At 66.1% G+C, this 19,966-nt stretch carries 15 protein-coding genes; 3 read left to right on the top strand and 12 right to left on the bottom strand.

From position 1 onward, the window contains the following. Positions 1 to 34: 34 nt before the first annotated feature. On the top strand, positions 35 to 697 hold the full coding sequence (locus tag VNM24_07710; GenBank protein ID HWQ38484.1) for an RraA family protein: 663 nt from the start codon (positions 35 to 37) through the stop codon (positions 695 to 697). Between the two features lie 24 nt (positions 698 to 721). Here VNM24_07710 and VNM24_07705 read toward each other — a convergent pair whose 3' ends face one another. The 9 genes from VNM24_07705 to otnI form a co-directional block, all read right to left on the bottom strand. Continuing rightward, complete coding sequence (locus VNM24_07705; GenBank protein HWQ38483.1) at positions 722 to 1,468, bottom strand: glucose 1-dehydrogenase; 747 nt, start codon at positions 1,466 to 1,468, stop codon at positions 722 to 724. Positions 1,469 to 1,520: 52 nt separating this feature from the next. Beyond that, positions 1,521 to 2,684: an alpha/beta hydrolase gene (locus VNM24_07700; protein ID HWQ38482.1), complete on the bottom strand. Its 1,164-nt coding sequence runs from the start codon at positions 2,682 to 2,684 to the stop codon at positions 1,521 to 1,523. A gap of 8 nt (positions 2,685 to 2,692) precedes the next feature. Continuing rightward, the gene (locus tag VNM24_07695) at positions 2,693 to 3,016 is read right to left on the bottom strand and encodes an NIPSNAP family protein (GenBank protein HWQ38481.1); all 324 of its coding nucleotides are present in this window, start codon (positions 3,014 to 3,016) and stop codon (positions 2,693 to 2,695) included. Positions 3,017 to 3,099: 83 nt separating this feature from the next. After that, positions 3,100 to 4,341 carry a glycolate oxidase subunit GlcF gene (gene glcF, locus VNM24_07690; protein ID HWQ38480.1) on the bottom strand — a complete coding sequence of 414 codons (1,242 nt, stop codon included), beginning with the start codon at positions 4,339 to 4,341 and terminating at the stop codon, positions 3,100 to 3,102. 177 nt (positions 4,342 to 4,518) lie between these two features. Further along, positions 4,519 to 5,571 carry a glycolate oxidase subunit GlcE gene (glcE, locus tag VNM24_07685; GenBank protein ID HWQ38479.1) on the bottom strand — a complete coding sequence of 351 codons (1,053 nt, stop codon included), beginning with the start codon at positions 5,569 to 5,571 and terminating at the stop codon, positions 4,519 to 4,521. A 171-nt stretch (positions 5,572 to 5,742) separates the two neighbouring features. Further along, the gene (locus VNM24_07680; protein ID HWQ38478.1) at positions 5,743 to 7,242 is read right to left on the bottom strand and encodes an FAD-linked oxidase C-terminal domain-containing protein; all 1,500 of its coding nucleotides are present in this window, start codon (positions 7,240 to 7,242) and stop codon (positions 5,743 to 5,745) included. A gap of 8 nt (positions 7,243 to 7,250) precedes the next feature. Next, positions 7,251 to 8,522: a glycerate kinase gene (locus VNM24_07675; GenBank protein ID HWQ38477.1), complete on the bottom strand. Its 1,272-nt coding sequence runs from the start codon at positions 8,520 to 8,522 to the stop codon at positions 7,251 to 7,253. A 185-nt stretch (positions 8,523 to 8,707) separates the two neighbouring features. Then, positions 8,708 to 9,589 carry a 2-hydroxy-3-oxopropionate reductase gene (locus tag VNM24_07670; GenBank protein HWQ38476.1) on the bottom strand — a complete coding sequence of 294 codons (882 nt, stop codon included), beginning with the start codon at positions 9,587 to 9,589 and terminating at the stop codon, positions 8,708 to 8,710. Between the two features lie 205 nt (positions 9,590 to 9,794). Then, positions 9,795 to 10,571 (bottom strand): 2-oxo-tetronate isomerase, encoded by a 777-nt coding sequence (otnI, locus tag VNM24_07665; GenBank protein HWQ38475.1) that lies wholly within the window; start codon positions 10,569 to 10,571, stop codon positions 9,795 to 9,797. A 374-nt stretch (positions 10,572 to 10,945) separates the two neighbouring features. Between otnI and VNM24_07660 the strand changes: the two genes are divergently transcribed. Together VNM24_07660 and VNM24_07655 are read left to right on the top strand one after the other, a co-directional pair. Continuing rightward, the gene (locus tag VNM24_07660) at positions 10,946 to 11,788 is read left to right on the top strand and encodes a MoxR family ATPase (GenBank protein ID HWQ38474.1); all 843 of its coding nucleotides are present in this window, start codon (positions 10,946 to 10,948) and stop codon (positions 11,786 to 11,788) included. Between the two features lie 36 nt (positions 11,789 to 11,824). Continuing rightward, complete coding sequence (locus VNM24_07655) at positions 11,825 to 13,003, top strand: VWA domain-containing protein (protein ID HWQ38473.1); 1,179 nt, start codon at positions 11,825 to 11,827, stop codon at positions 13,001 to 13,003. A gap of 175 nt (positions 13,004 to 13,178) precedes the next feature. On the opposite strand, the gene VNM24_07650 is transcribed toward VNM24_07655, so the two are convergent. The 3 genes from VNM24_07650 to VNM24_07640 all read right to left on the bottom strand — a co-directional run bounded on the left by VNM24_07650 (position 13,179) and on the right by VNM24_07640 (position 19,891). After that, the gene (locus tag VNM24_07650; GenBank protein ID HWQ38472.1) at positions 13,179 to 17,471 is read right to left on the bottom strand and encodes an EAL domain-containing protein; all 4,293 of its coding nucleotides are present in this window, start codon (positions 17,469 to 17,471) and stop codon (positions 13,179 to 13,181) included. 60 nt (positions 17,472 to 17,531) lie between these two features. Next, complete coding sequence (locus VNM24_07645) at positions 17,532 to 17,966, bottom strand: thioesterase family protein (GenBank protein HWQ38471.1); 435 nt, start codon at positions 17,964 to 17,966, stop codon at positions 17,532 to 17,534. A gap of 77 nt (positions 17,967 to 18,043) precedes the next feature. Continuing rightward, a complete protein-coding gene (locus VNM24_07640; GenBank protein HWQ38470.1) occupies positions 18,044 to 19,891 on the bottom strand; it encodes a GspE/PulE family protein in 1,848 nt (615 codons plus the stop codon). Between the last annotated feature and the right edge of the window lie 75 nt (positions 19,892 to 19,966).

Below are 19,966 nucleotides of genomic sequence, written 5' to 3'. Positions count from 1 at the left end.
GCGCAACCGCAACACGAGTCAAGGAAAGACACCGATGGATCTGACGACACTTCGTGCCCGACTTCTCAAGCTGGACCCGGCGGCGCTGTGCGATGCCGACAAGCGGCTGCGCGTGATGGATCCGGCGCTACGCCTCGTCAACCCCGGCGTCAAACTTGTCGGCACCGCATTCACACTGGTGTGCCCGGACGACCATCTCACCGTGTTGCGGGCGCTGGTCGATGCGAGACCCGGCGACGTTCTCGTCATCGACACGCGCGGCGGACGACGCGCGGTGGCGGGTGAACTGTTCGCGACCGAGGCCCTGAACCGCAAGCTCGGCGGCATCGTGGTGGACGGAGCGGTACGCGATACGGCCACGCTGCGGACCCTGCCGCTGCCGGTCTATGCGCGCTTCGTCACGCCCATGTCGGGCACGACGCGCACCGCGTGCGAGACGCAGGTCGCGGTTCAGTGCGGCGGAGTCGCCGTCAATCCGGGCGATGTCGTCTTCGGCGATGACGACGGACTGGTCGTCGCTTCGATCACCGAGCTCGAACGCATTCTGCCGATCGCCGAAGAAATCCAGAGCAAGGAGCTGGCTGCGCTCGCCCGCATGCGACGCGGCGAGAAGCTGCCCGCTCTGCTCAACTTCGATGAGCACTGGGCGGCGGTGACCAGGCAGGTGGACAGCAAACTCGTTTTCCTGCCGATCTAGCAGTCGGGTACCTGCCGGCGCCCGTCACATCGCGGTGCCGCCATCCACGTTGTACACGTGGCCGGTCACAAACGACGCTTCGTCCGAAGTCAGGAACGCGATGACGGCTGCAATTTCGTGCGGCTGGGCGACGCGGCCGAGCGGGGTCATCGCGACGACGCGATCCAGCGTGGAGGGGTCGAGCTTTTCGAGCTGGCGCCGGGCGAGGTCGGTCATCGTCAGGCTCGGTGCCACCGCATTGACGCGGATGCCGGACCGGGCGAACTCCCGCGCCAGCGCCTTGGTGAGCGCGATCACGGCGCCTTTGGAAGTCGAGTAAGCGGCCGTGCCGAGCAGGCCGCCGCCGCGCTGGCCCGCCACCGAGCTGACGTTGAGAATGCAACCCGCCTGCTGGCGCAGCATGACGGGGATGACGGCCCGGCAGCAGAGCCACACCCCCGTCAGGTTCACGCGCATGACGCGCTCGTACTCCTCCAGGCCGATGTCCAGGAAGGGCTTGGAGCTTTCGATGCCCGCATTGTTGACCAGGATGTCGATGCGGCCCCATCGGCCCAGCACCGCCTCGACCATGGCGGCGACGCTGGCCTGCTCGCCCACGTCCACCGCTACGGGCTCGGCGGCGAGCCCTTCGGCCCGCAGCCGCTGCGCCGCCTGCGCGGCGGCATCCGCTCTGAGGTCGGCTACCGCAACGCGGGTACCGCGCTGCGCGATGGCCCGGGCAGCCGCCTCGCCGATTCCACCCGCGCTACCGGTAACGATTGCGACGCTCATTTTCGGTGTTCCATGCGGTTTGTTCTTCAATGGCCGAGGGATGATGTGCTCGCTAGGCGCTCGCCCCGCCGCGCCGGAGAAAATCGAGCAGCAGGCGTCCGACCTCTTCGGGCCGTTCCTGCTGAACCCAGTGGCCGGCGCCTTCGACCAGGTGGCAGCCGAGCATGCGGGTGCAGGCCTGCTGCTGCATGCGCTCGAACTCCCCGGGTCTCTGATAGATGCCCCAGTCGCTGCGGCCGGCGATGAACAGCGAGGGCACGTCGATGGTGCGGCCACAGAACACCTGAAGATCGGCCGCGTGCCCCGGATCGGTCGCGCAGCGGTACCACTGCAGCCCGCCCTGGAAGCCGTTGCGCTCGTACTCGGCGCTGTAGACGCGCAGCTCTTCTTCCGTCAGCCACTTGCACGCCGCGACTTGTGCCGGGGAGGGCGTTTCCGGCGCGACGGTCTCGGCCATGCCCTTGTTCAAGTCCATGATGTAGTAGGTGGGCATCTTCGCCAGCTCGCCTGCGGACCAGGATTGCAGCCTGAAGGGTTTGTTCGCGCTCCAGTCCGCGCTCTTCATGTGGTAATAGGCGCGCAGGAAGGCGTGCACGCCCTGAGGGCAATGCCACATGTTCGCGTTGGCTTCGGGCGTGGAGTAATACCACTGGTAATGCTTGCGGGGTCGGGGCAAGGCCGCGAGCTGATCATGGATGGTCGCGGCCCCGGATGCGCTGCCAGGCTCGCCCGCTGCCCCGGCGGACAAGGAAGGCGGACCGGCGAAGGGCGCGCTCATCAGCACCACCGAGCGGAACACTTCAGGCCGGATCAGCGCGCACCACGCCGCCACCGGAGAGCCGAAGTCGTGGCCGATGACCGCGGTCACCGAGCGATGTCCGCAGGCGAACACCAGCGCCAGCGCGTCCTTGACCAGATTGAGCATGCGGAAGGACGCCACCTCGCCGTCGTAGCGCCGGTCCCAACCGGTGGTGCGACCATACCCGCGCTGGTCGGGCGCGATCACGTGATAACCGGCCTGCGCCAGCCGTGGCATGAGCTTGCGCCAGCTGTAAGCCAGCTCCGGAAAACCGTGGAGCAGGAGCAGGCACGGCCGGCCCGGCTGCTCGAATCCGGCTTCGAGTATGTGCATCCTCAGGCCGTTGACGCCTTCGACGAAACGAGCGCGAACGCCCGCGGGAAGCACGGCCGCGTCATAGCCGCCGGGCATGATCATGCGTACGCTCAGCGCCTGACCGGAAAGAACGGCACCGGCGTCATCAGGCGGTTCTCCTGATGCTCCAGCGCGCCCAGCTTCGCGCTCTCTTCGAGAAACGCCTGCCATTCCGGATCCGCCAGCATCGCCGCGCGCCGGCGCTCGCGGTCGGCGGCGTTCTCGTAGGCCCAGATGTGCATGTACTGGTTGACGTTGCCGGTCTCGGTCACGAAGTAGGCGAACGGCTCGCCCAGATGACGCGTCTGGGGACCCTTGCCCATGCGCTCGTAGAGGGCGAGATGCTTCCTGATCGTGCCGGGACGGCAGGTGTAGATGCGTACGTCGAACAGCATTGCTTCCTCCTCGGGTTGATCTGTTTTTTTCTGCTCGGGATGAACCGGGCATGCAGCTCTGCACCGGTTGCCCGAAGCACCGGTCAGGATTCCACGAGTCTTTCGGCCAGCAATTCGACCCAGTGCCTTACGGGCACGGCGGCGCCGCTCTGGATATGGGTCAGGCAGCCGATATTGGCGGTGGCGATGAGCGCGGGATCTCCCGATTGCAGTGCTTCGATCTTGTTCTTGAGAAGCTGTCGCGACAGTTGCGGCTGAAGAATCGAGTAGGTGCCCGCCGAGCCGCAGCAAAGATGCGAGTCTGGCACGAAGGTCAGCTCGAAGGCGGCTTCGCGCAGCAGGACTTCGACCTTTTCGCGGATCTTCAATCCGTGCTGCAGCGTGCACGGGGAATGGAAGGCCACGCGTTGGCGCGTCAGACGCGAGGGGTGAAGGGTGAGGCGATCCTTCACCTTCTCCCGCTCGTCGAACAGGACCTCGCCGATGTCCCTGGTCAGCTCGGCGATCCTGCGCCCTTTGTCGGCATAGGCGGGATCGTGCGCCAGCGCATGGCCGTAATCCTTCACCATGACGGCACAGCCGCTAGCGGTCGTCACGATGGTTTCCACGCCGGCTTCGACATACGGCCACCACGCGTCGATGTTGCGGCGCATGTAGGCGGCGGCCTCCCGCTGCCGGTCGAGGTGAAAGGTCACGGCGCCGCAGCAACCCGCGTTCTCCGCCTTGAGGAGCGAGATGCCGATCGCGTCGAGCACGCGTGCGGTGGCGGCGTTGATGTTCGGCGCAATCGCCGGCTGCACGCACCCGTCCAGCACGAGCATGCGCCGCGCATGGCGCGGCGCCGGCCACGCGGCACGCGCTTGTGGCGCGGGCACCTTGCGGCGCAGCCCGCCGGGCAGCAGCGGGCGCACCAGTTGGCCGAGCCGCAACAGCGGCGTGAACAGAGCCGGATTGGGAACGATCGCGCGCAGAGCCGCGCGTTTCACCGACTCCACCAGCGGCCGGCCGAGCTGCTGTTCGACGATGTTGCGCCCGATATCGACCAGGTGACCGTACTCCACGCCCGAGGGGCAGGTGGTCTCACAGGCGCGGCAGGTGAGGCAGCGGTCCAGGTGCAACTGGGTCTTGCGCGTGAACTGCTTGCCTTCGAGCAGTTCCTTGATCAGATAGATCCGCCCGCGCGGTCCGTCCAGCTCGTCGCCGAGCAACTGGTAGGTCGGGCAGGTCGCGGTGCAGAACCCGCAGTGCACGCAGGTCCGCAGGATGCGATCCGCTTCCCGTCCTTCCGGAGTGCCGCGGATGGGCTCCGCCAGGTTGGTTTTCATGCGTCCGATCTAATCACAGAGGCACAGAGACACGGAGAAGTCCAAATGATCTGGAAGAGCGAAACACGAGGACACGAATCCAAATCGGGGGCTCCGCGGCGCAACACCTCGTTCTCGTGTCTTTCATCCATGTGGCTTCTCTCTGTGCCTCTGTGTCTGCGTGGTTGGAAGAGCCGGTCAAAATTCCGGGTGGAGGCGGCCGGGGCCGAAAATGCCGTGCGGATCCATGGCGCGCTTCAGTTGCCGGGTGATCGCGAGCAAAGACTCCGGCAGGTACACGGCCCCGGCCGACCTCTCCGGGGCGCGGAACAGCGTGGCATAGCCGCCGGCCTTCCGTGCGGCAGCGTGTACCGGTGCGGGATCGAGCGCGGCCGCAATCCAGCGCAGGCTCCCGTTCCATTCCAGCAGCGTCGGGCCGAGATCGAGTGGCGCCGTGGTCGATTTGAGCGACAGGCGCCAGAGCATGGGCGAGCGACGAAAGAACGGATGGCTGTGCTCGCGGATCGAACGCCAGAACTGCGCATCGGCTGGAACTTCGTTGCCGCCGAGCCGGCGCTGGGCGGCTGCGACGGCGCTCGCCGCGCCCGAAAGCCGCAGGTACAGAGCGCCGTCCACGAAGCAGGTCGCCGAAACCGGCAGCGGCTGGCCGGCCCAGCGGTTCATGCTCTCGATGGCGCGGGCCTCGCTCATCTCGAAGACCCGCGTGTGCTCGGTCTGCGGACGTGGCAGCACCTTGATGGAAATCTCGAGGATCAGGCCGAGCGTCCCGAACGAGCCGGCGAGCAGACGCGACAGGTCGTAGCCGGCGACATTCTTCATGACCTGCCCGCCGAAGCGCAGATCCTCGCCATCGGCGTTGAGCATGCGCACGCCGAGCACGAAATCGCGGGCCGCGCCCGCATAGGCGCGTCGCGGACCGGAGAAGCCCGCCGCGATGCACCCGCCGAACGTGGCATGCGGTCCGAAATGGGGCGGCTCGAAGGCCAGCATCTGGCCTTGCGCGGCGAGTATGGACTCGATTTCGGACAGCGGCGTGCCGGCGCGCGCGGTGAGCACCAGCTCCGTCGGCTCGTACTCGACAACGCCGGAATAGCGGCGCGTGTCGAGCGGCTCGCCTTCCAGCCTTACGCCGTAGAAATCCTTGGTGCCGCCGCCCCGGATGCGTAACGCCCTGCGCTGCGCCGCCGCCTCGCGGATGGTGGCCGAAAACTGTTCAATCGAATGTTCCATCTGACAAGAAATGAACCACGGAGGAGAAAACAGGAACGGTCGACTCGCGAGTGACAATCCGGGCGAGAGAGATGATTCACCGCTGAGCACTCGCTCTTGACACGCCTTCGTTTCGCCTCTCTCGCTTTCCCTCCGTGCCCTGCGTGCATTCCGTGGTTCAAGATTCCGCCTTCAGAACCGAGGCAGGTCGGGGAATTTCTCCTGCCCGCGGCGCACGTGCATCGCCCCGAACTCGGCGCAGCGCTGCAGCGTGGGCACGGCCTTGCCGGGATTGAGCAGGCCGAACGCGTCGAACGCGCGCTTCACGGCGTGGAAGGTCTTCAACTCGGGTGGACGGAACTGCACGCACATCTGGTTGATCTTTTCGATCCCGACCCCGTGCTCGCCGGTGATGGTGCCGCCCACCTCGACGCACAGTTCGAGAATCGCCGCGCCGAACTGCTCCGCGCGGCGCAGTTGATCGTCGTCGTTGGCGTCGAACATGATGAGCGGGTGGAGGTTGCCGTCGCCGGCGTGGAACACGTTCGCGCACTGCAGGCGGAACTGTGCCGACAGCTCGGCGATACGCTGGAGCACCCGCGCGAGCTGCCTGCGGGGAATGGTCCCGTCCATGCAGAAGTAGTCGGGCAGGATGCGGCCGACGGCCGGGAAGGCCGCCTTGCGCCCGGCCCAGAACCTCAGGCGCTCGGCCTCGTCGCGCGAGACGCGGACATCGGTGGCGCCAGCCTTCTTCATCACCTCGGTCACGCGCGCGATCTCGGCGGCGACCTCTTCCTCGGTGCCGTCCGATTCGCACAGCAGGATCGCCTGCGCGTCCAGCGGATAGCCGGCGTGAACGTATTCCTCGACCGCACGGGTGGCCGGCTGGTCCATCATTTCCAGTCCCGCCGGCACGATGCCGGCGCCGACGATATCGGCGACCGCCTGGCCCGCCTTGGCGATGTCGTCGAAAGCGGCCAGCACGACCTGGGCCTTGACCGGCTTGGGCAGGAGCTTCACGGTGATTTCGGTGATCACGCCGAGCATCCCTTCGGATCCGGTGACGAGCGCCAGCAGATCATAGCCGGGCGAGTCCAGCCCGTCGCAGCCGATTTCCAGCAATTCGCCTTCGATCGTGAGGAAACGCAGCTTGAGAATGTTGTGTACCGTGAGGCCGTACTTCAGGCAGTGCACGCCACCGGAGTTTTCCGCGACGTTGCCGCCGATCGAACAGGCGATCTGGCTGGAGGGGTCGGGCGCGTAGTACAGTCCGAAAGGTGCGGCCGCTTCCGAAATGGCCGCGTTGCGCACGCCCGGCTGCACCCGAGCGATGCGGGCGAGCGGATCGATTTCCAGGATGTGCTTCAGCTTCGACAGTCCGAGCAGCAGGCCGTGCTCGTAGGGCAGGGCACCGCCGGACAGCCCGGTCCCGGCGCCACGGAACACGACCGGCACGCGGCCTTCGAAGCAGATGCGCAGCACCGCTCGAACCTGCGCCTCGTTCTCCGGCAGCGCCACGGCCAGAGGTACGCGCCGGTACGCCGAGAGGCCGTCGCACTCGTAGGGTTTCAGCTCCTCCTCCTCGTGCAGCACGCATTCTTGGGGCAGCATGCCGAGCAGGCGCTGCACCAGCTCGTCCTTGGAGATGGCAGGTGTGACGATCTCGGAAGGGAACAATTCGGGCTTGCCCATCGAAGTGCTCAGCGAGCGCGATCGATCAGGATGGCGCGGAAGTCGTTGACGTTGGTCAGCGTCGGACCGGTGATCACCAGATCGCCGAGCCGGGAGAAGAAGCCGTAGCCGTCATTATTCGCCAGCATCGCCTTGGCGTCCATCCCGAGCGCGGCGGCGCGCCGCAACGAGTCCGGCGCCACGATGGCGCCGGCGCTGTCCTCGGTGCCGTCGATGCCGTCGGTATCCCCCGCCAGGGCCCAGATGCCCTCCTCTGCGTCGAGAGCGATCGCCAGCGCGAGGAGGAATTCCACGTTGCGGCCGCCGCGGCCGTTGCCACGCACGGTTACCGTGGTTTCGCCCCCAGAGAGCAGCACGCACGGCGGTGCGGCGGGCTGGCCGTGGCGCCTGACCTGCCGCGCGATGCCGGCGTGAACCAGCGCCACTTCGCGCGCTTCGCCCTCGATGGCGTCGCCGAGGATCACCGGCGCGACGCCGGCCTTGCGCGCCACCGCCGCGGCCGCCTCGAGCGACATCTGCGGCGTGGCGATCATGTGCAGCTGCGTGCGCGCCAGCCGCGGGTCGCCGGGTTTGGGCGTCTCGTCTTGTGCGGCGCGCAGATGGTTGATCACGCTCAGCGGCTCGCGGATGCCGTACTTCTCCAGGATGGCCAGCGCATCGGCGAACGTGCTTGGATCGGCCACGGTCGGACCGGACGCGATCACCGCCGGATCGTCGCCCGGAATGTCGGAAATCGCCAGCGTCAGCACCCGTGCGGGGTGTGCGGCCGCGGCCAGCCTTCCCCCTTTGACCGCGGACAGATGCTTGCGCACGCAGTTCATCTCGGCGATGTTCGCGCCGCTTTTCAGCAGTGCCTTGTTGATCGCCTGCTTGTCGACCAGCGTGATGCCGGGGGCGGGGAGCGAGAGCAGGGCGGAACCGCCGCCCGAGACCAGGAACAGCACCAGGTCGTGCTCTGTCAATCCACGCACCATCGCGAGAATGCGCTCCGCTGCCTCGACGCCCGCGAGGTCGGGCACGGGGTGCGCGGCTTCCACGACCTCGATGCGGTGGGTCGGCACGCGGTGGCCGTAACGGGTGACGACCAGTCCCTGCAGTTCGCCGGGCCAGTGGTCTTCGACCGCCCTGGCCATCGAGGCTGCCGCCTTGCCGCAACCGACCACGATCGTGCGGCCCCTGGGCGGTTTGGGCAGGTACTTCGGCAGCGACTTCTCCGGCAGCGCCGCCGCGATCGCCGCCTCGAACATCTGCCTCAGCAGTTGTCTCGGATCGCTGATCATTCGGCTGATTCAAGCGCCCGCGCGGGGGACGCAGAGGAAGACCTCGAGAGCGGACCACGAGGGCACGAAGGAGTGCGCAAGGTCCTTCCGAAGTCGCGCGCGCTTGCGGGCTCCGTCACATGCTGACTTGCATACAAGCATTGTCTTTTTCACCGCGCCTTCTGCGTGCTCTGCGGTGAGTGTCGCTATTTCGAAACGGGATGGCTGGCCAGCGCCTCGAGGGCTTTGACCATCGCGGAGTGGTCCCATTTGCCGCCGCCCATTCCCAGGCAGGCGTTGAACAGTTCCTGTGCCGTCGCGGTATTGGGCAGGCTCATGCCGAGCGCGCGCGCCGAGGACAGGGCGAGGTTGAGATCCTTCTGGTGCAGTTCGATGCGAAAACCCGGCTCGAAGGTGCGCTTGATCATGCGCTCGCCATGCACCTCCAGCACGCGGGAAGAGGCGAAGCCGCCCATCAGGGCCTGCCGCACCTTCGCCGGGTCCACCCCGGCCTTCGAGGCGAGCAGCAGCGCCTCGGCGACCGCTTCGATATTGAGCGCGACGATGATCTGGTTGGCGACCTTGCATACCTGGCCGGCGCCGACCTCGCCCACCAGCGTGATGTTCTTGCCCATCCGTTCGAACAGCGGCTTGACCTTCTGGAAAGTCTTCTCGGCGGCTCCGACCATGATGGTCAGGGATGCGTTTCTGGCGCCGACTTCCCCGCCGGACACGGGTGCATCCACGTAGTCCGCGCCCAGCTTGCGCACGCGCGCGGCGAAATCCTGGGTGGCGATGGGCGAGATGGAACTCATGTCCACCACGATCTTTCCGGCGGCCAGTCCCTCCGCCACGCCGTCCTTGCCGAAGAGCGCCTTCTCGACGTCCGGCGTGTCCGGCACCATCGTGATCACCACTTCGGATTTCTGCGCCACCTCTTTTGCCGAGGCGCACGCCTTGCCGCCGGCGGCGGTGAGCTCCTGGGGAACACCGCTGCGCGAATACAGGTACAGCGTATGGCCGCCCTGGATCAGATGACCTGCCATGGGCTTGCCCATGATGCCCAATCCCACGAATCCCACGTTCATTTGTCTTCTCCTTGACTAGGCTCTCACCGCGAACGACGCAGAGGACGCGGAGGAGACAACCAGACTCTGAAATGTGCAAGCACGAAATGAACTGACGTCTCCTGATCTTTTCGCGTCCAAGGACGCTTGCGTAATCTGACGTCTCATTGCATAACTCGTCTTTCCCCTGCGTCCTCTGCGTCCTTCGCGGTGAGAGTTGCCGTTCTTATAGATAAGGCCGGGTCCAGGCGAGACCCTCCTCGGTCCTGCCCGCGGGCCGATACTCGCAGCCGATCCAGCCCTGGTATCCGACGCGATCGATGAATGGCAGCAGGAAGCCGTAGTTGATCTCGCCGGTGCCCGGCTCGTGCCGTCCCGGCGTGTCGGCCAGTTGCATGTGCCCGATCTTGTCCAGGTGTTTCTCGATGGTGGGCGCGAGATCGCCCTCCATGATCTGCATGTGATAGATGTCGTATTGGAACTTCAGGTTCGGCACGCCGGCGTAATGCATGATGTCGAAGGCCTGGCGCGAGTAGTTCAGATAGAAGCCGGGGATGTCGCGGGTGTTGATCGCCTCGATCAGGAGCGTGATGTCGTGCTTCGCGAGTTCGCGGCCGGCGAACTGCAGGTTCGCGATGTAGGTCTCGCGCATCTTCTCCTCGGAGACGCCACGCGGCTTCAGACCGGCCATGCAGTGGAGCCGCCGGCAGCCCAGCGCGCGCGCGTATTCCAGCGCTTGAGCCACGCCGTCCTGAAATTGCGCGACTTTCCCCGGGTCGCAGGCCAGACCCCGGTCACCGGCGTTCCAGTCGCCCGGCGGCATGTTGAACAGCACCATTTGCAGCCGGTGCCGGTCGAGCTGCTCGCGGATCTGGGCAGCCGGGAATTCGTAGGGGAACAGGAATTCCACGCCCTTGAATCCGGCGCGCGCAGCCGCGCCGAAGCGGTCCAGAAAACCGACCTCTGTGAACATCATCGACAGGTTCGCGTTCAGTCTTGGCATGTGGAAGCTCTCCAGGCGCGGCGAGACGAAGTTCCGGCGCAGTCTAGCGCGACCCGCAGGGCGACGTCAGGGTGCTGGCGGAGGCGCTTCGCCGGGCATCGTCGACGGATGACGCCGAGCCGGAGCGAATCCCTCCAGCGGCCCGCTGGCGGTCGACGGCCCGAGGATCTTCCCTGTTCAGCGCGCGCGGCGCCCTTCCGGCGGTCTCCTCCCGCTTTTCCGGCCCCGGTCCGACACCTCCCGATACATTATGACCGACCGAAAAAGAGATCTCCCGGGCCGCTGACACGGCGCGGGCTCGATTGGCGACAAAGGCGCAGGCGACCCGCGCCCGCCTCGTATAATCGCGGTCCGTCCACTGACCCGGCGAGCCCATGAGATTCAGCGGAACCGATACCTACGTTGCTACCGACGATCTGAAGATGGCGGTGAACGCCGCGATCGCCCTCCAGCGCCCGCTGCTCATCAAAGGCGAACCGGGCACGGGCAAGACCATGCTGGCGATCGAAGTGGCGAAGGCGCTCGGGCGGCCGCTGATCCAGTGGCACATCAAGTCCACCTCCAAGGCGCAGCAGGGCCTGTACGAGTACGACGCTGTGTCGCGGCTGCGCGACTCGCAGCTGGGCGAAGAGAAGGTGCACGACATCGCCAACTACATCGTGCGCGGCCCGCTCTGGGAAGCGTTCGATTCGGAGGTTCCGGCGGTCGTCCTGATCGACGAAATCGACAAGGCCGACATCGAATTCCCGAACGATCTGTTGCGCGAACTCGACCGGATGGAATTCTATGTCTACGAGACGCGCCGGCTCATCCGCGCGAAGCATCGCCCCACGGTCATCATTACCAGCAACAACGAGAAGGAGCTGCCGGATGCCTTCCTGCGTCGCTGCTTCTTCCACTACATCCGCTTTCCCGACCGGGAGACGATGCAGAGGATCGTCGAAGTCCACTTCCCCGGGTTGAAGCGAACCCTGCTGCGCGAGGCGCTGGAGGCGTTCTTCGACCTGCGCGAGGTTCCAGGACTGAAGAAGAAGCCTTCGACCTCCGAACTGCTGGACTGGCTGAAGCTTCTTCTGGCGGAAGACATTCCGCCCGAGGCACTGCGCTCGAAGGACGAGCGCAAGACGCTGCCGCCGCTGGCCGGCGCGCTGCTCAAGAACGAGCAGGACGTGCACCTGTTCGAACGGCTGGTGTTTCTCTCGCGTCACGCGCGCTAGCGTGCCCTCGCGGCCCTTGGGTCGAAAGAACAGCCTTTGCTTGCCGATTTCTTCCTGCTGCTGAAGCAGCGCAACCTGCCAGTGTCGGTCAGGGAGTACCTGACCCTGCTGGAGGGAATGGCGGCGCACCTGGCCTTCAACAGCCTGGACGAGTTCTACCACCTTGCGCGCACCTCGCTGGTGAAGGACGAAGCCAACTACGACAAGTTCGACCGGGCCTTCGCCGAGTATTTTCGGGGCGTGGAGTCCATACCCGCGCAATGGCTGGTGGAGATCCCGGCGCAGTGGCTGCGCCGTCAGGCGGAACTGGTGCTGTCCGCAGAAGACAAGAAGCTCGTCGAGTCCATGGGCGGCTGGGAAAAGCTCATGGAGGCGCTGCGCAAGCGGCTGGAAGAGCAGAAAGACCCGCACCAGGGCGGTTCGAAGTGGATCGGCACGGCCGGCACCTCGCCGTTCGGCGCGTACGGATACAACCCGGAGGGCATCCGCATCGGACAGGAAAGCTCGCGCAACCGCAGGGCGGTGAAAGTCTGGGACCGTCGCGAGTTTCGCAATCTGGACGACGCGGTCGAGCTGGGCACGCGCAACATCAAGGTCGCGCTGCGGCGGCTGCGCCGCTTTGCCCGCGAGGGCGCGGCGGAGGAACTCGACCTCGACGCGACGATCCGCTCAACGGCGAAGAACGCCGGCTACCTGGACCTGAAGATGATTCCCGAGCGACACAACGCGGTGAAGGTGCTGCTGTTTCTGGACGTCGGCGGGTCGATGGAGGACCACGTGCGAGTGTGCGAAGAACTGTTTTCCGCCGCGCGCGCCGAGTTCAAGCACCTGGAATATTTCTACTTCCACAACTTCCTGTACGAAACAGTCTGGAGGGACAATCGCCGCCGGCACACCGAGCGCATCCCGACGATGAGCGTGCTGCACAAGTACGGCCACGACTACCGCCTGGTGTTCGTGGGCGACGCGGCGATGAGCCCCTACGAGATCGCCCATCCGGGCGGCAGCATCGAGCATCACAACGAAGAGCCCGGGTCGGTGTGGCTGTGCCGGCTGCTCGACGTCTACCAGAGGGCCGCCTGGCTCAATCCCGTGCCCGAGGAGCGCTGGGACTATTACGAGTCGATCGGAATGGTGAAGAAGCTGATGGACGGGCGCATGTACCCACTCACGCTCGAGGGTCTCGAACGCGCCATGCGCGCCTTGGTCCGCTAGAAAGACAAACTCTCACCGCGGAGGACGCAGAGGACGCGGAGTAACGCAAAGGACGACGGGAGAAGGCGCTGACGGACGGCTGGCATCTCGCCCATGTCAGCGAACCACTGGTTTTCCTGGCGACGAATTATCCGACGGGAAGGTTCTTTGTCCTCCGCGGTGGGCGCTTCTCGAGCTAGGTAGCGACGTCGAGCCCCTTCTGCGACAGGAAGCGAGCCGCGAACTCTTCGCCGGGCACGGGTTTCGAGAGCAGGTAACCCTGGTACTCGTCGCAGCCCAGCTTGCGCAGGGCTTCGAGCTGTCCCCGGGTCTCGACGCCCTCCGCGGTTACCTTCAGCTTCAGTTCGTGGGCCATCGCGATGATGGCCTTGATGATCGCCACATCTTCCGGGTCGGATTCGATGTCGCGGACGAAGGTCCTGTCGATCTTGAGCGAGTCGATCGGCAACTGCTTCAGATAGGCGAGCGAGGAGTAGCCGGTTCCGAAGTCGTCCACCGCGATGCGCACGCCGAGCTTGCCCAGCTTGTGCAGGACCGCGGCGTTCTCCTCGACATTGGCGAGCAGCAGGGACTCGGTCATTTCCAGCTCCAGCAGACGCGGCTCCAGACCGGTCTCGTCCAGCACGCGGTTGACGTAGGACAGGAACTCCCTGGGATCGAGCAGTTGCCGGGCGGAAATGTTGACCGCCAGGCGCACCGCGGGCAGGCCCTGCTCGCGCCAGCGTCGCGCCTGGCTGCACGCTTCCTTGAGCACCCAGCGGCCCATCGGTTCGATCAGGCCAGACTCCTCGGCCACGCCGACGAAGCCGCTCGGCGCGATCAGGCCGCGCTCGGGATGCTTCCAGCGGATGAGCGCCTCGGCGCCGATCACCTGGCCGGTCTCGATCGCGACCTGGGGTTGATAGAGCAACAGGAAGTCACCCTGGTCGAGCGCGCGGCGCAGCGCCACTTCGAGCTTGTGGCGCTCGACGGCGCGCACGTTCATATCCGGCGAGAAGAACTGGAAATTGTTGCGCCCCTTCTCCTTGGCGAAGTACATCGCGGTGTCGGCGTTCTTCATCAACGTCACCGCGTCGTCGGCGTCTATCGGGTAGATGCTGATGCCGATCGAGCACGAAGTGTTCAGCGTGTGCCCGCCAACCTCCACCGGTCGCGACAGGGAACGCACGATCTTCGATGCCACCTGGGCGGCATCCTCGGCGCGCCTGAGGTGCTCCAGCGCGATGACGAACTCGTCGCCTCCGAGCCGCGCCAGCGTGTCGCCGCGCCGGATGCAGGCCGCCATGCGCTGTGCGACCTCCTTGAGCAGAAGGTCGCCGATGTGGTGGCCGAGCGAGTCGTTGATGGTCTTGAACCGGTCCAGGTCGATGAACAGCACGGCAAGCGAGTCTCCGGAGCGCCGCGCGCCGATCAGCCCCTGCTCCAGGCGGTCGTTGAACAGCAGGCGGTTGGGCAGCTCGGTGAGCGGATCGCGCGTGGCGAGATAACTGATCCGCGCTTCCGAGCGTTTCAGTTGCGTGATGTCGCGGGTCGTGCCGCGATGGCCGGCAAGGCGTCCCTGCTCATCGTGCATGGGGACGCCGCTGACCTGGATCCACAGGATCTCGCCCGACCTGGCGACGATCTGATGCTCGAGATTGCGGAAGCGCCGCTCCGCATCCATGTGCTCAGCAAGCCAGGCGCGCACCCGTTCCTCTTCGCCCGGCGGCATCAGCTCGGCCGGGGTGCGACCGAGCAGTTCCTCGGCGCTGTAGCCGAGCACTTCCACGACCTTGGGAGAGAGATAGGTGAAACGGCCCTCCCGGTCGTTCTCCCAGACAAACTCGCTGGCGACTTCGGCCACGTCACGGAAGCGCCGTTCGCTCGCGCGCAGCGCGTCTTCGGTCGCCCTGCGCTCGGTGACGTCGGTCATCACCAACACCAACACGCGGCTGCCGTCAGGGCGGGCCAGAGCGGACTTGCGTACGAACATCGTGCGCCGCTTGCCGGCGACCGTGTACGCGCTTTCGTACTCGACCGGCTCGGCCGATGCGAGCGCCAGATCATCCGTGTGCTGAAAATAGCGCGCCCGCTCTTCGGAGAACAGGTCGAAGTCGGTCTTGCCGATCAGCCATTCGCGCGGTCGGCCGAGAAAGGCCACTGCGGCATCGTTGAACGCCACGAACCGGTGATCCTCGCCCTTGACCACGATCGGGCTGGCGATCGCATTGAGGATGCTTTCGAAGAAGCGGCGCTGCTCCGCGGCCGCGCGCTCGGCCTGCTCGCGCGCAGCTTCGCGGTCGATGTTCTCCAGGGCGAACGACAAGTTCAGCGCCAAACGGTCGAGCAGGGCGATCAGCTCTTCGTCGAAGAACCCCGGTTCCCGGGCGTACAGATGCAGTGCCCCGCGGGGCTCGTCGCCCACCACGAGCGGAAAGGTGCCCACCGACAGCAAGCCGGCGTCGATCAGCAACTGCCGGGAGAAAATGCGCTCGTCGCTGCGCACGTCGTTGCACACGTAATGCTGCCCGCTGCGCAAAGCTTCGGCCGACGGCGCCCTGCCGCCCTCGGCGCCAGGATCGAGCGAGAAATACAGCTTGCCGGCCAGACCGTGGTCGTCGCCGCCGAACGCCACGGTCGATACGCGCTTGGTGCGCGGGTCCAGCATCGCGATGCGGGCGAATTCGAGCGCGCCGTGCCGGACCACCACCTTGCAGGCTTCGCGGAACAGGGTGTCGCGCTCGCGGATGCGGATGATCGCTTCGTTGACCTCGGACAGTGCCGCGTAGAAGTCGCGCAGCCGCGCCAGGCGCTGCTCGGTGCGCTTGAGCGCAGTGATGTCGCGGCCAACGCCGCGGTAGCCCAGGAACCGGCCGGTGGCGTCGAACAGCGGCTTGCCGCTGATCAGCGCGAAGCGGGCCTCGCCTTCGGGGGTGAGGCGTTTCAGGACGAGGTCGCGGAAGGGTCGGCGGGCGCGCAGGTCTTCTTCGTGCGCGCGTCGCGCTTTCTCGGATTCGAAGATATTGGGCAGTTCGAAACGCGTCTTGCCGAGCGAGGCGTTGCCGCCGAACCCGGCGCGGTCTTCTCTGCCACCGGAGAGGAACGTGAAGCGCAGGTTCTCGTCCTGCTCCCAGTACCAGTCGGAGGACAGCTCGGTGAGGCTGCGAAAGCGCTCTTCGCTCGCTCGCAGCGCGGCCTCGGCACGCTTTTCCGCCGTGATATCGCGCCCGATGCCGCGGTAGCCGACGAATCGCCCGCTCGAATCGAACACCGGATCACCGCTGATCGAGAGATGGTGCAGCTCGCCGTCCTCGTCGTAGCGCGCCAGCCGCAAGTCACGGAACGGCCGCCGCGCGTCGAGGTCCTCGCGATGTTTTCGCTTCTGCTCCTCAGACTCCCAGATATTGTCGGTCTCGAAACGCGTCTGCCCGAGTGTGGGCTTCATGCGCAGGCCGCTCTTCGAGCTGTAGCGCGGCGACATGTAGGTAACGCGATAGTGCTCGTCCTGTTCCCAGTACCAGTCGGAAGACAGCTCGGTGAGGCGCTGGAATCGGTCCGCGCTCTGGCGCGCGTGCGCGAGCGCGTGGGCCAGCTCTCCGCCCACCGCGCTCACCAGCAGCGTCGTGGCGAAGAAGGTGACCACCGCCAGGTGAAAGATCAAGGGCCCGTCCGCCACCACGCCGAACGCGAAAGGACCCAGTCCGGCCATCGAGCCCCAGGCGGCCAACGCGAACACGATCGCGTTGGACAGTGCGGTGAACGCGGGACGATGGCGCAGGGCGAGCAGGATGGCCACCGGCAGGAGCACATATTCGAGCCGGCCGACGTTCAGGATTCGTTCCACCGAGCCGCTGAAAATCATGGCGGCGATCATGGATTGCACGGCGACGAGGAAGGCGCCCTCGACGCGCCGGCCGATGGGCTGGCGTTCCCGCCACAGCGCCGGGACCGCGAAGATGAGCGGCACGACGAGCAGGACGCCCAGCGCGTCCCCCACCCACCAGATCGGCACGGCCTGCGCCAGGTCGGCGGCCGGCAGGGAACCCGAGAGGAACAGGCTTGCCGGGCCGAGCAAAGCGGCCACGAGCGGGTCGAGCATCACGCCGTAGACCAGCAGATGCGTGGCGTCGCGCAGTCGCGGCAAGCGCCCGTCGAAGCCGACGCGCCTGAGGAGCATCGCGCCGGTCATCGCTGCCAGCGTGTTGCCGCTGGCCACGCCCAGCGCGCCGGCGAAGTCAGCAGACGACCAGACGTTCACGGCCAATGCGCCAAGCCACACGCCGGGCACGAGTCGGACCCCGTACAGCAGCAGGGCGGCGAGCGCGATCCCGGAGGGCGGCCAGATCGTCGTGATCTGCGGGTGGAACAGCGCGAGACTCAGTCCGCCCGCGCCCGCGGCGAAATACACCGCCGCCAGCACGGCATTGAAGGCGATATCCCGCCAAGCGAAGTTTTCCGGCACGCGCGCGAATCGCTCAGTCAGGGCCATGGCCCGATCAGAGCATGGTCGATGCCAGGCAGGGGGCGACCACCCCCCGGCGCGGCGCGATCACCCGGAAACGCCCGCTTTCTCGGCCTTCTGTGCGACTTTCGCTCGGAACCTGGCGGCGTCGATGACATGGCGCTCGTGGCGGCCCTCGGAGATCGTGTCCACGCCATCGTGCGCCACGAGGGAAAAGACGAGCCGGCGGCCGTCGACTTCTTCCAGCCTGACGTCCACGGTGACTGTCAGGCCCGGGGGCGTGGGAGCCAGGTGAGAGAAATTCACGTGGGTGCCGAGCGTCTGCTCGGCCGGCCAGTCCAGATGCGGTCGCAGCAGCTCGATGCAGGCCCATTCCAGCAAGCCGACCAGGAAGCCTGTGGCGAGCACCGGCGGCATTTGCCTGAACATGTCCGATTCCGGATACAGGTGCGGGACGGTCTTGCTTTCCGGGATCTTGAACTGGTGTCGGTACGTGAGCCCGGGGCGTAGCGTGCTTTTCATCTTGTGAGGGAGGCGTAAACCGGGTGATTCGGCGTCTGGGCGAGAGCGGACGACTGGGTGCGCGGCACTCGAGCACCTCAGCGCGGCGCCTCGGCGCGCCCGGGCGAGGCGGGTGTCTTGCGCTCGCTTGCCGCCGGGGGTGCCACGCTCATGACTTCCTCCGCGGTGGTGATTCCAGCGGCCACCTTGCGCGCTCCGCTGATGCGCAGCGGTTTCATGCCGTCGCGATAGGCCTGCTCGCGGATCGCAGTCATGTCCGCGCGCTCGTGAATCAGCGGACGGATTCGATCGCTCATCGCCATGATTTCATAGATGCCGACGCGCCCGAGGTAGCCGGTCATGCGGCACTCGAGGCATCCGCGGGCGATGCGTGCCTGCTTCGGCTTCTCCGCCTGCCAGGGCGCGATCAATGCCTCCCAGGCCTCGTCGCTCAGCTCGGAGGGCTCGGCGCAATGCGGGCAGAGGGTGCGTACCAGGCGTTGTGCCATCACGGCGATCAGGGTCGAAGGCAGCAGATAGGGAGGCACGCCAATGTCGAGCAGACGGGTGATGGCCGAGGGTGCGTCGTTGGTGTGCAACGTGGAAAAGACCAGATGTCCGGTGAGAGCCGCCTGAATCGCCTGCTCCGCGGTTTCCAGGTCGCGGATCTCGCCCACCATGATGATGTCGGGGTCCTGGCGCAGCAGGGTGCGCACGCCCGAGGCGAAGTCCAGCCCGATGCCGTGCTGCACCTGCATCTGGTTGAAGGCGGGCTCCACCATCTCGATCGGGTCCTCGATCGTGCACACGTTCACGTCGGGCCGGGCCAGGTGCTTGAGCGTGGAATAGAGCGTGGTGGTCTTGCCCGAGCCGGTGGGGCCGGTCACCAGAACGATGCCGTTGGGGCGGGAAATGATCTCCTGCCAGCGGGCGCCGTCTTCCTCCGAGAAGCCCAGGTCGCGGAAATCCTTCACCAGTACCTCGGGGTTGAAGATGCGCATGACCAGCTTCTCGCCGAAGGCGGTGGGCATGGTCGAAAGCCGCAGCTCCACTTCCTCGTTGTCCGGCGTACGCGTCTTGATCCGTCCGTCCTGCGGACGCCGCTTCTCGACGACGTCCATGCGCCCCAGGATCTTGATGCGGCTGGTCATCGCGGCCACCACCGGCATCGGAATCTGGTAGACCTGATGCAGCACGCCGTCGATGCGAAAGCGCACGTTCGCCACTTCGCGGCGCGGCTCGACGTGGATGTCGCTCGCCCGTTGTTCGAAAGCGTACTGCAGCAGCCAGTCGACCAGCCTGACGATGTGCTGGTCGTTCGCGTCCAGGTTTCCGGTGCGGCCGAGCTGAACCAGCTGCTCGAAATTGGTGATTTCCGAAAGACCGCCCGCCTGCTGCTGGCTTGCACTCTTGACCGACCGCGCGAGGCTGTAGAACTCGACGAGGTAGGCGTTGATGTCCTGGGGGTTTGCGATCACGCGGCGAATCTGCAGCCGCAGAATCTTCGCCAGCTCCTCTTCCCATTCCCGGACGTAGGGTTCGCAGGTGGCGATGACCGCTTCGCTGCTGGTCACGCCCACCGGCAGAATCTTGAAGCGCGCGGCGTAGGCGCTGGACATGACCTTGGTCACGGCCGCGAAGTCGATCTTGAACGGATCGATGTGCAGGTAGGGCAGCCCGACCTTGCCCGCCAGCCACTCGGTGAGGCTCTCCAGGTGCAGCAGCTTGCGCGGATTGCGGGGATCCTTCCACTTCTGGTCCGCGACCAGGATCAATGGATGGGTATCGGAGCGCAGCCGCTTGCGGATCTCCAGCAGGCGATCCGCCTCTTCGCGGCCGACCAGCTTGTCGCCCACAAGCTCCGACAGCACCTGCTCCAGAGTGAGCTTCCTGTCGGTGTGGCGTTGCGTCGAACCGGCCTTGTGCAGCGTTGCGCTGGAACTCATCGGAGGATGGCGGCGGCCCGCCGCAGACGCAGACTTGCGCTGGCCGCACTATAGCGCGCGCTGCCGCTGGGTCCA

The organism is Burkholderiales bacterium (assembly GCA_035560005.1).
Lineage (GTDB): Bacteria > Pseudomonadota > Gammaproteobacteria > Burkholderiales > Eutrophovitaceae > DASRFY01.
Note: the sequence above shows the minus strand (reverse complement) of the source record. Positions and strands in the feature narration are given on the sequence as shown.

Coding starts and splice junctions, on each gene's coding strand:
- otnI (HWQ38475.1), bottom strand. CDS start 10,571: ATGCCAAGACTGAACGCGAACCTGTCGATGATGTTCACAGAGGTCGGT.
- VNM24_07705 (HWQ38483.1), bottom strand. CDS start 1,468: ATGAGCGTCGCAATCGTTACCGGTAGCGCGGGTGGAATCGGCGAGGCG.
- glcF (HWQ38480.1), bottom strand. CDS start 4,341: ATGAAAACCAACCTGGCGGAGCCCATCCGCGGCACTCCGGAAGGACGG.
- VNM24_07650 (HWQ38472.1), bottom strand. CDS start 17,471: ATGGCCCTGACTGAGCGATTCGCGCGCGTGCCGGAAAACTTCGCTTGG.
- VNM24_07645 (HWQ38471.1), bottom strand. CDS start 17,966: ATGAAAAGCACGCTACGCCCCGGGCTCACGTACCGACACCAGTTCAAG.
- glcE (HWQ38479.1), bottom strand. CDS start 5,571: ATGGAACATTCGATTGAACAGTTTTCGGCCACCATCCGCGAGGCGGCG.
- VNM24_07700 (HWQ38482.1), bottom strand. CDS start 2,684: ATGATCATGCCCGGCGGCTATGACGCGGCCGTGCTTCCCGCGGGCGTT.
- VNM24_07660 (HWQ38474.1), top strand. CDS start 10,946: ATGAGATTCAGCGGAACCGATACCTACGTTGCTACCGACGATCTGAAG.
- VNM24_07675 (HWQ38477.1), bottom strand. CDS start 8,522: ATGATCAGCGATCCGAGACAACTGCTGAGGCAGATGTTCGAGGCGGCG.
- VNM24_07695 (HWQ38481.1), bottom strand. CDS start 3,016: ATGCTGTTCGACGTACGCATCTACACCTGCCGTCCCGGCACGATCAGG.
- VNM24_07640 (HWQ38470.1), bottom strand. CDS start 19,891: ATGAGTTCCAGCGCAACGCTGCACAAGGCCGGTTCGACGCAACGCCAC.
- VNM24_07710 (HWQ38484.1), top strand. CDS start 35: ATGGATCTGACGACACTTCGTGCCCGACTTCTCAAGCTGGACCCGGCG.
- VNM24_07680 (HWQ38478.1), bottom strand. CDS start 7,242: ATGGGCAAGCCCGAATTGTTCCCTTCCGAGATCGTCACACCTGCCATC.
- VNM24_07670 (HWQ38476.1), bottom strand. CDS start 9,589: ATGAACGTGGGATTCGTGGGATTGGGCATCATGGGCAAGCCCATGGCA.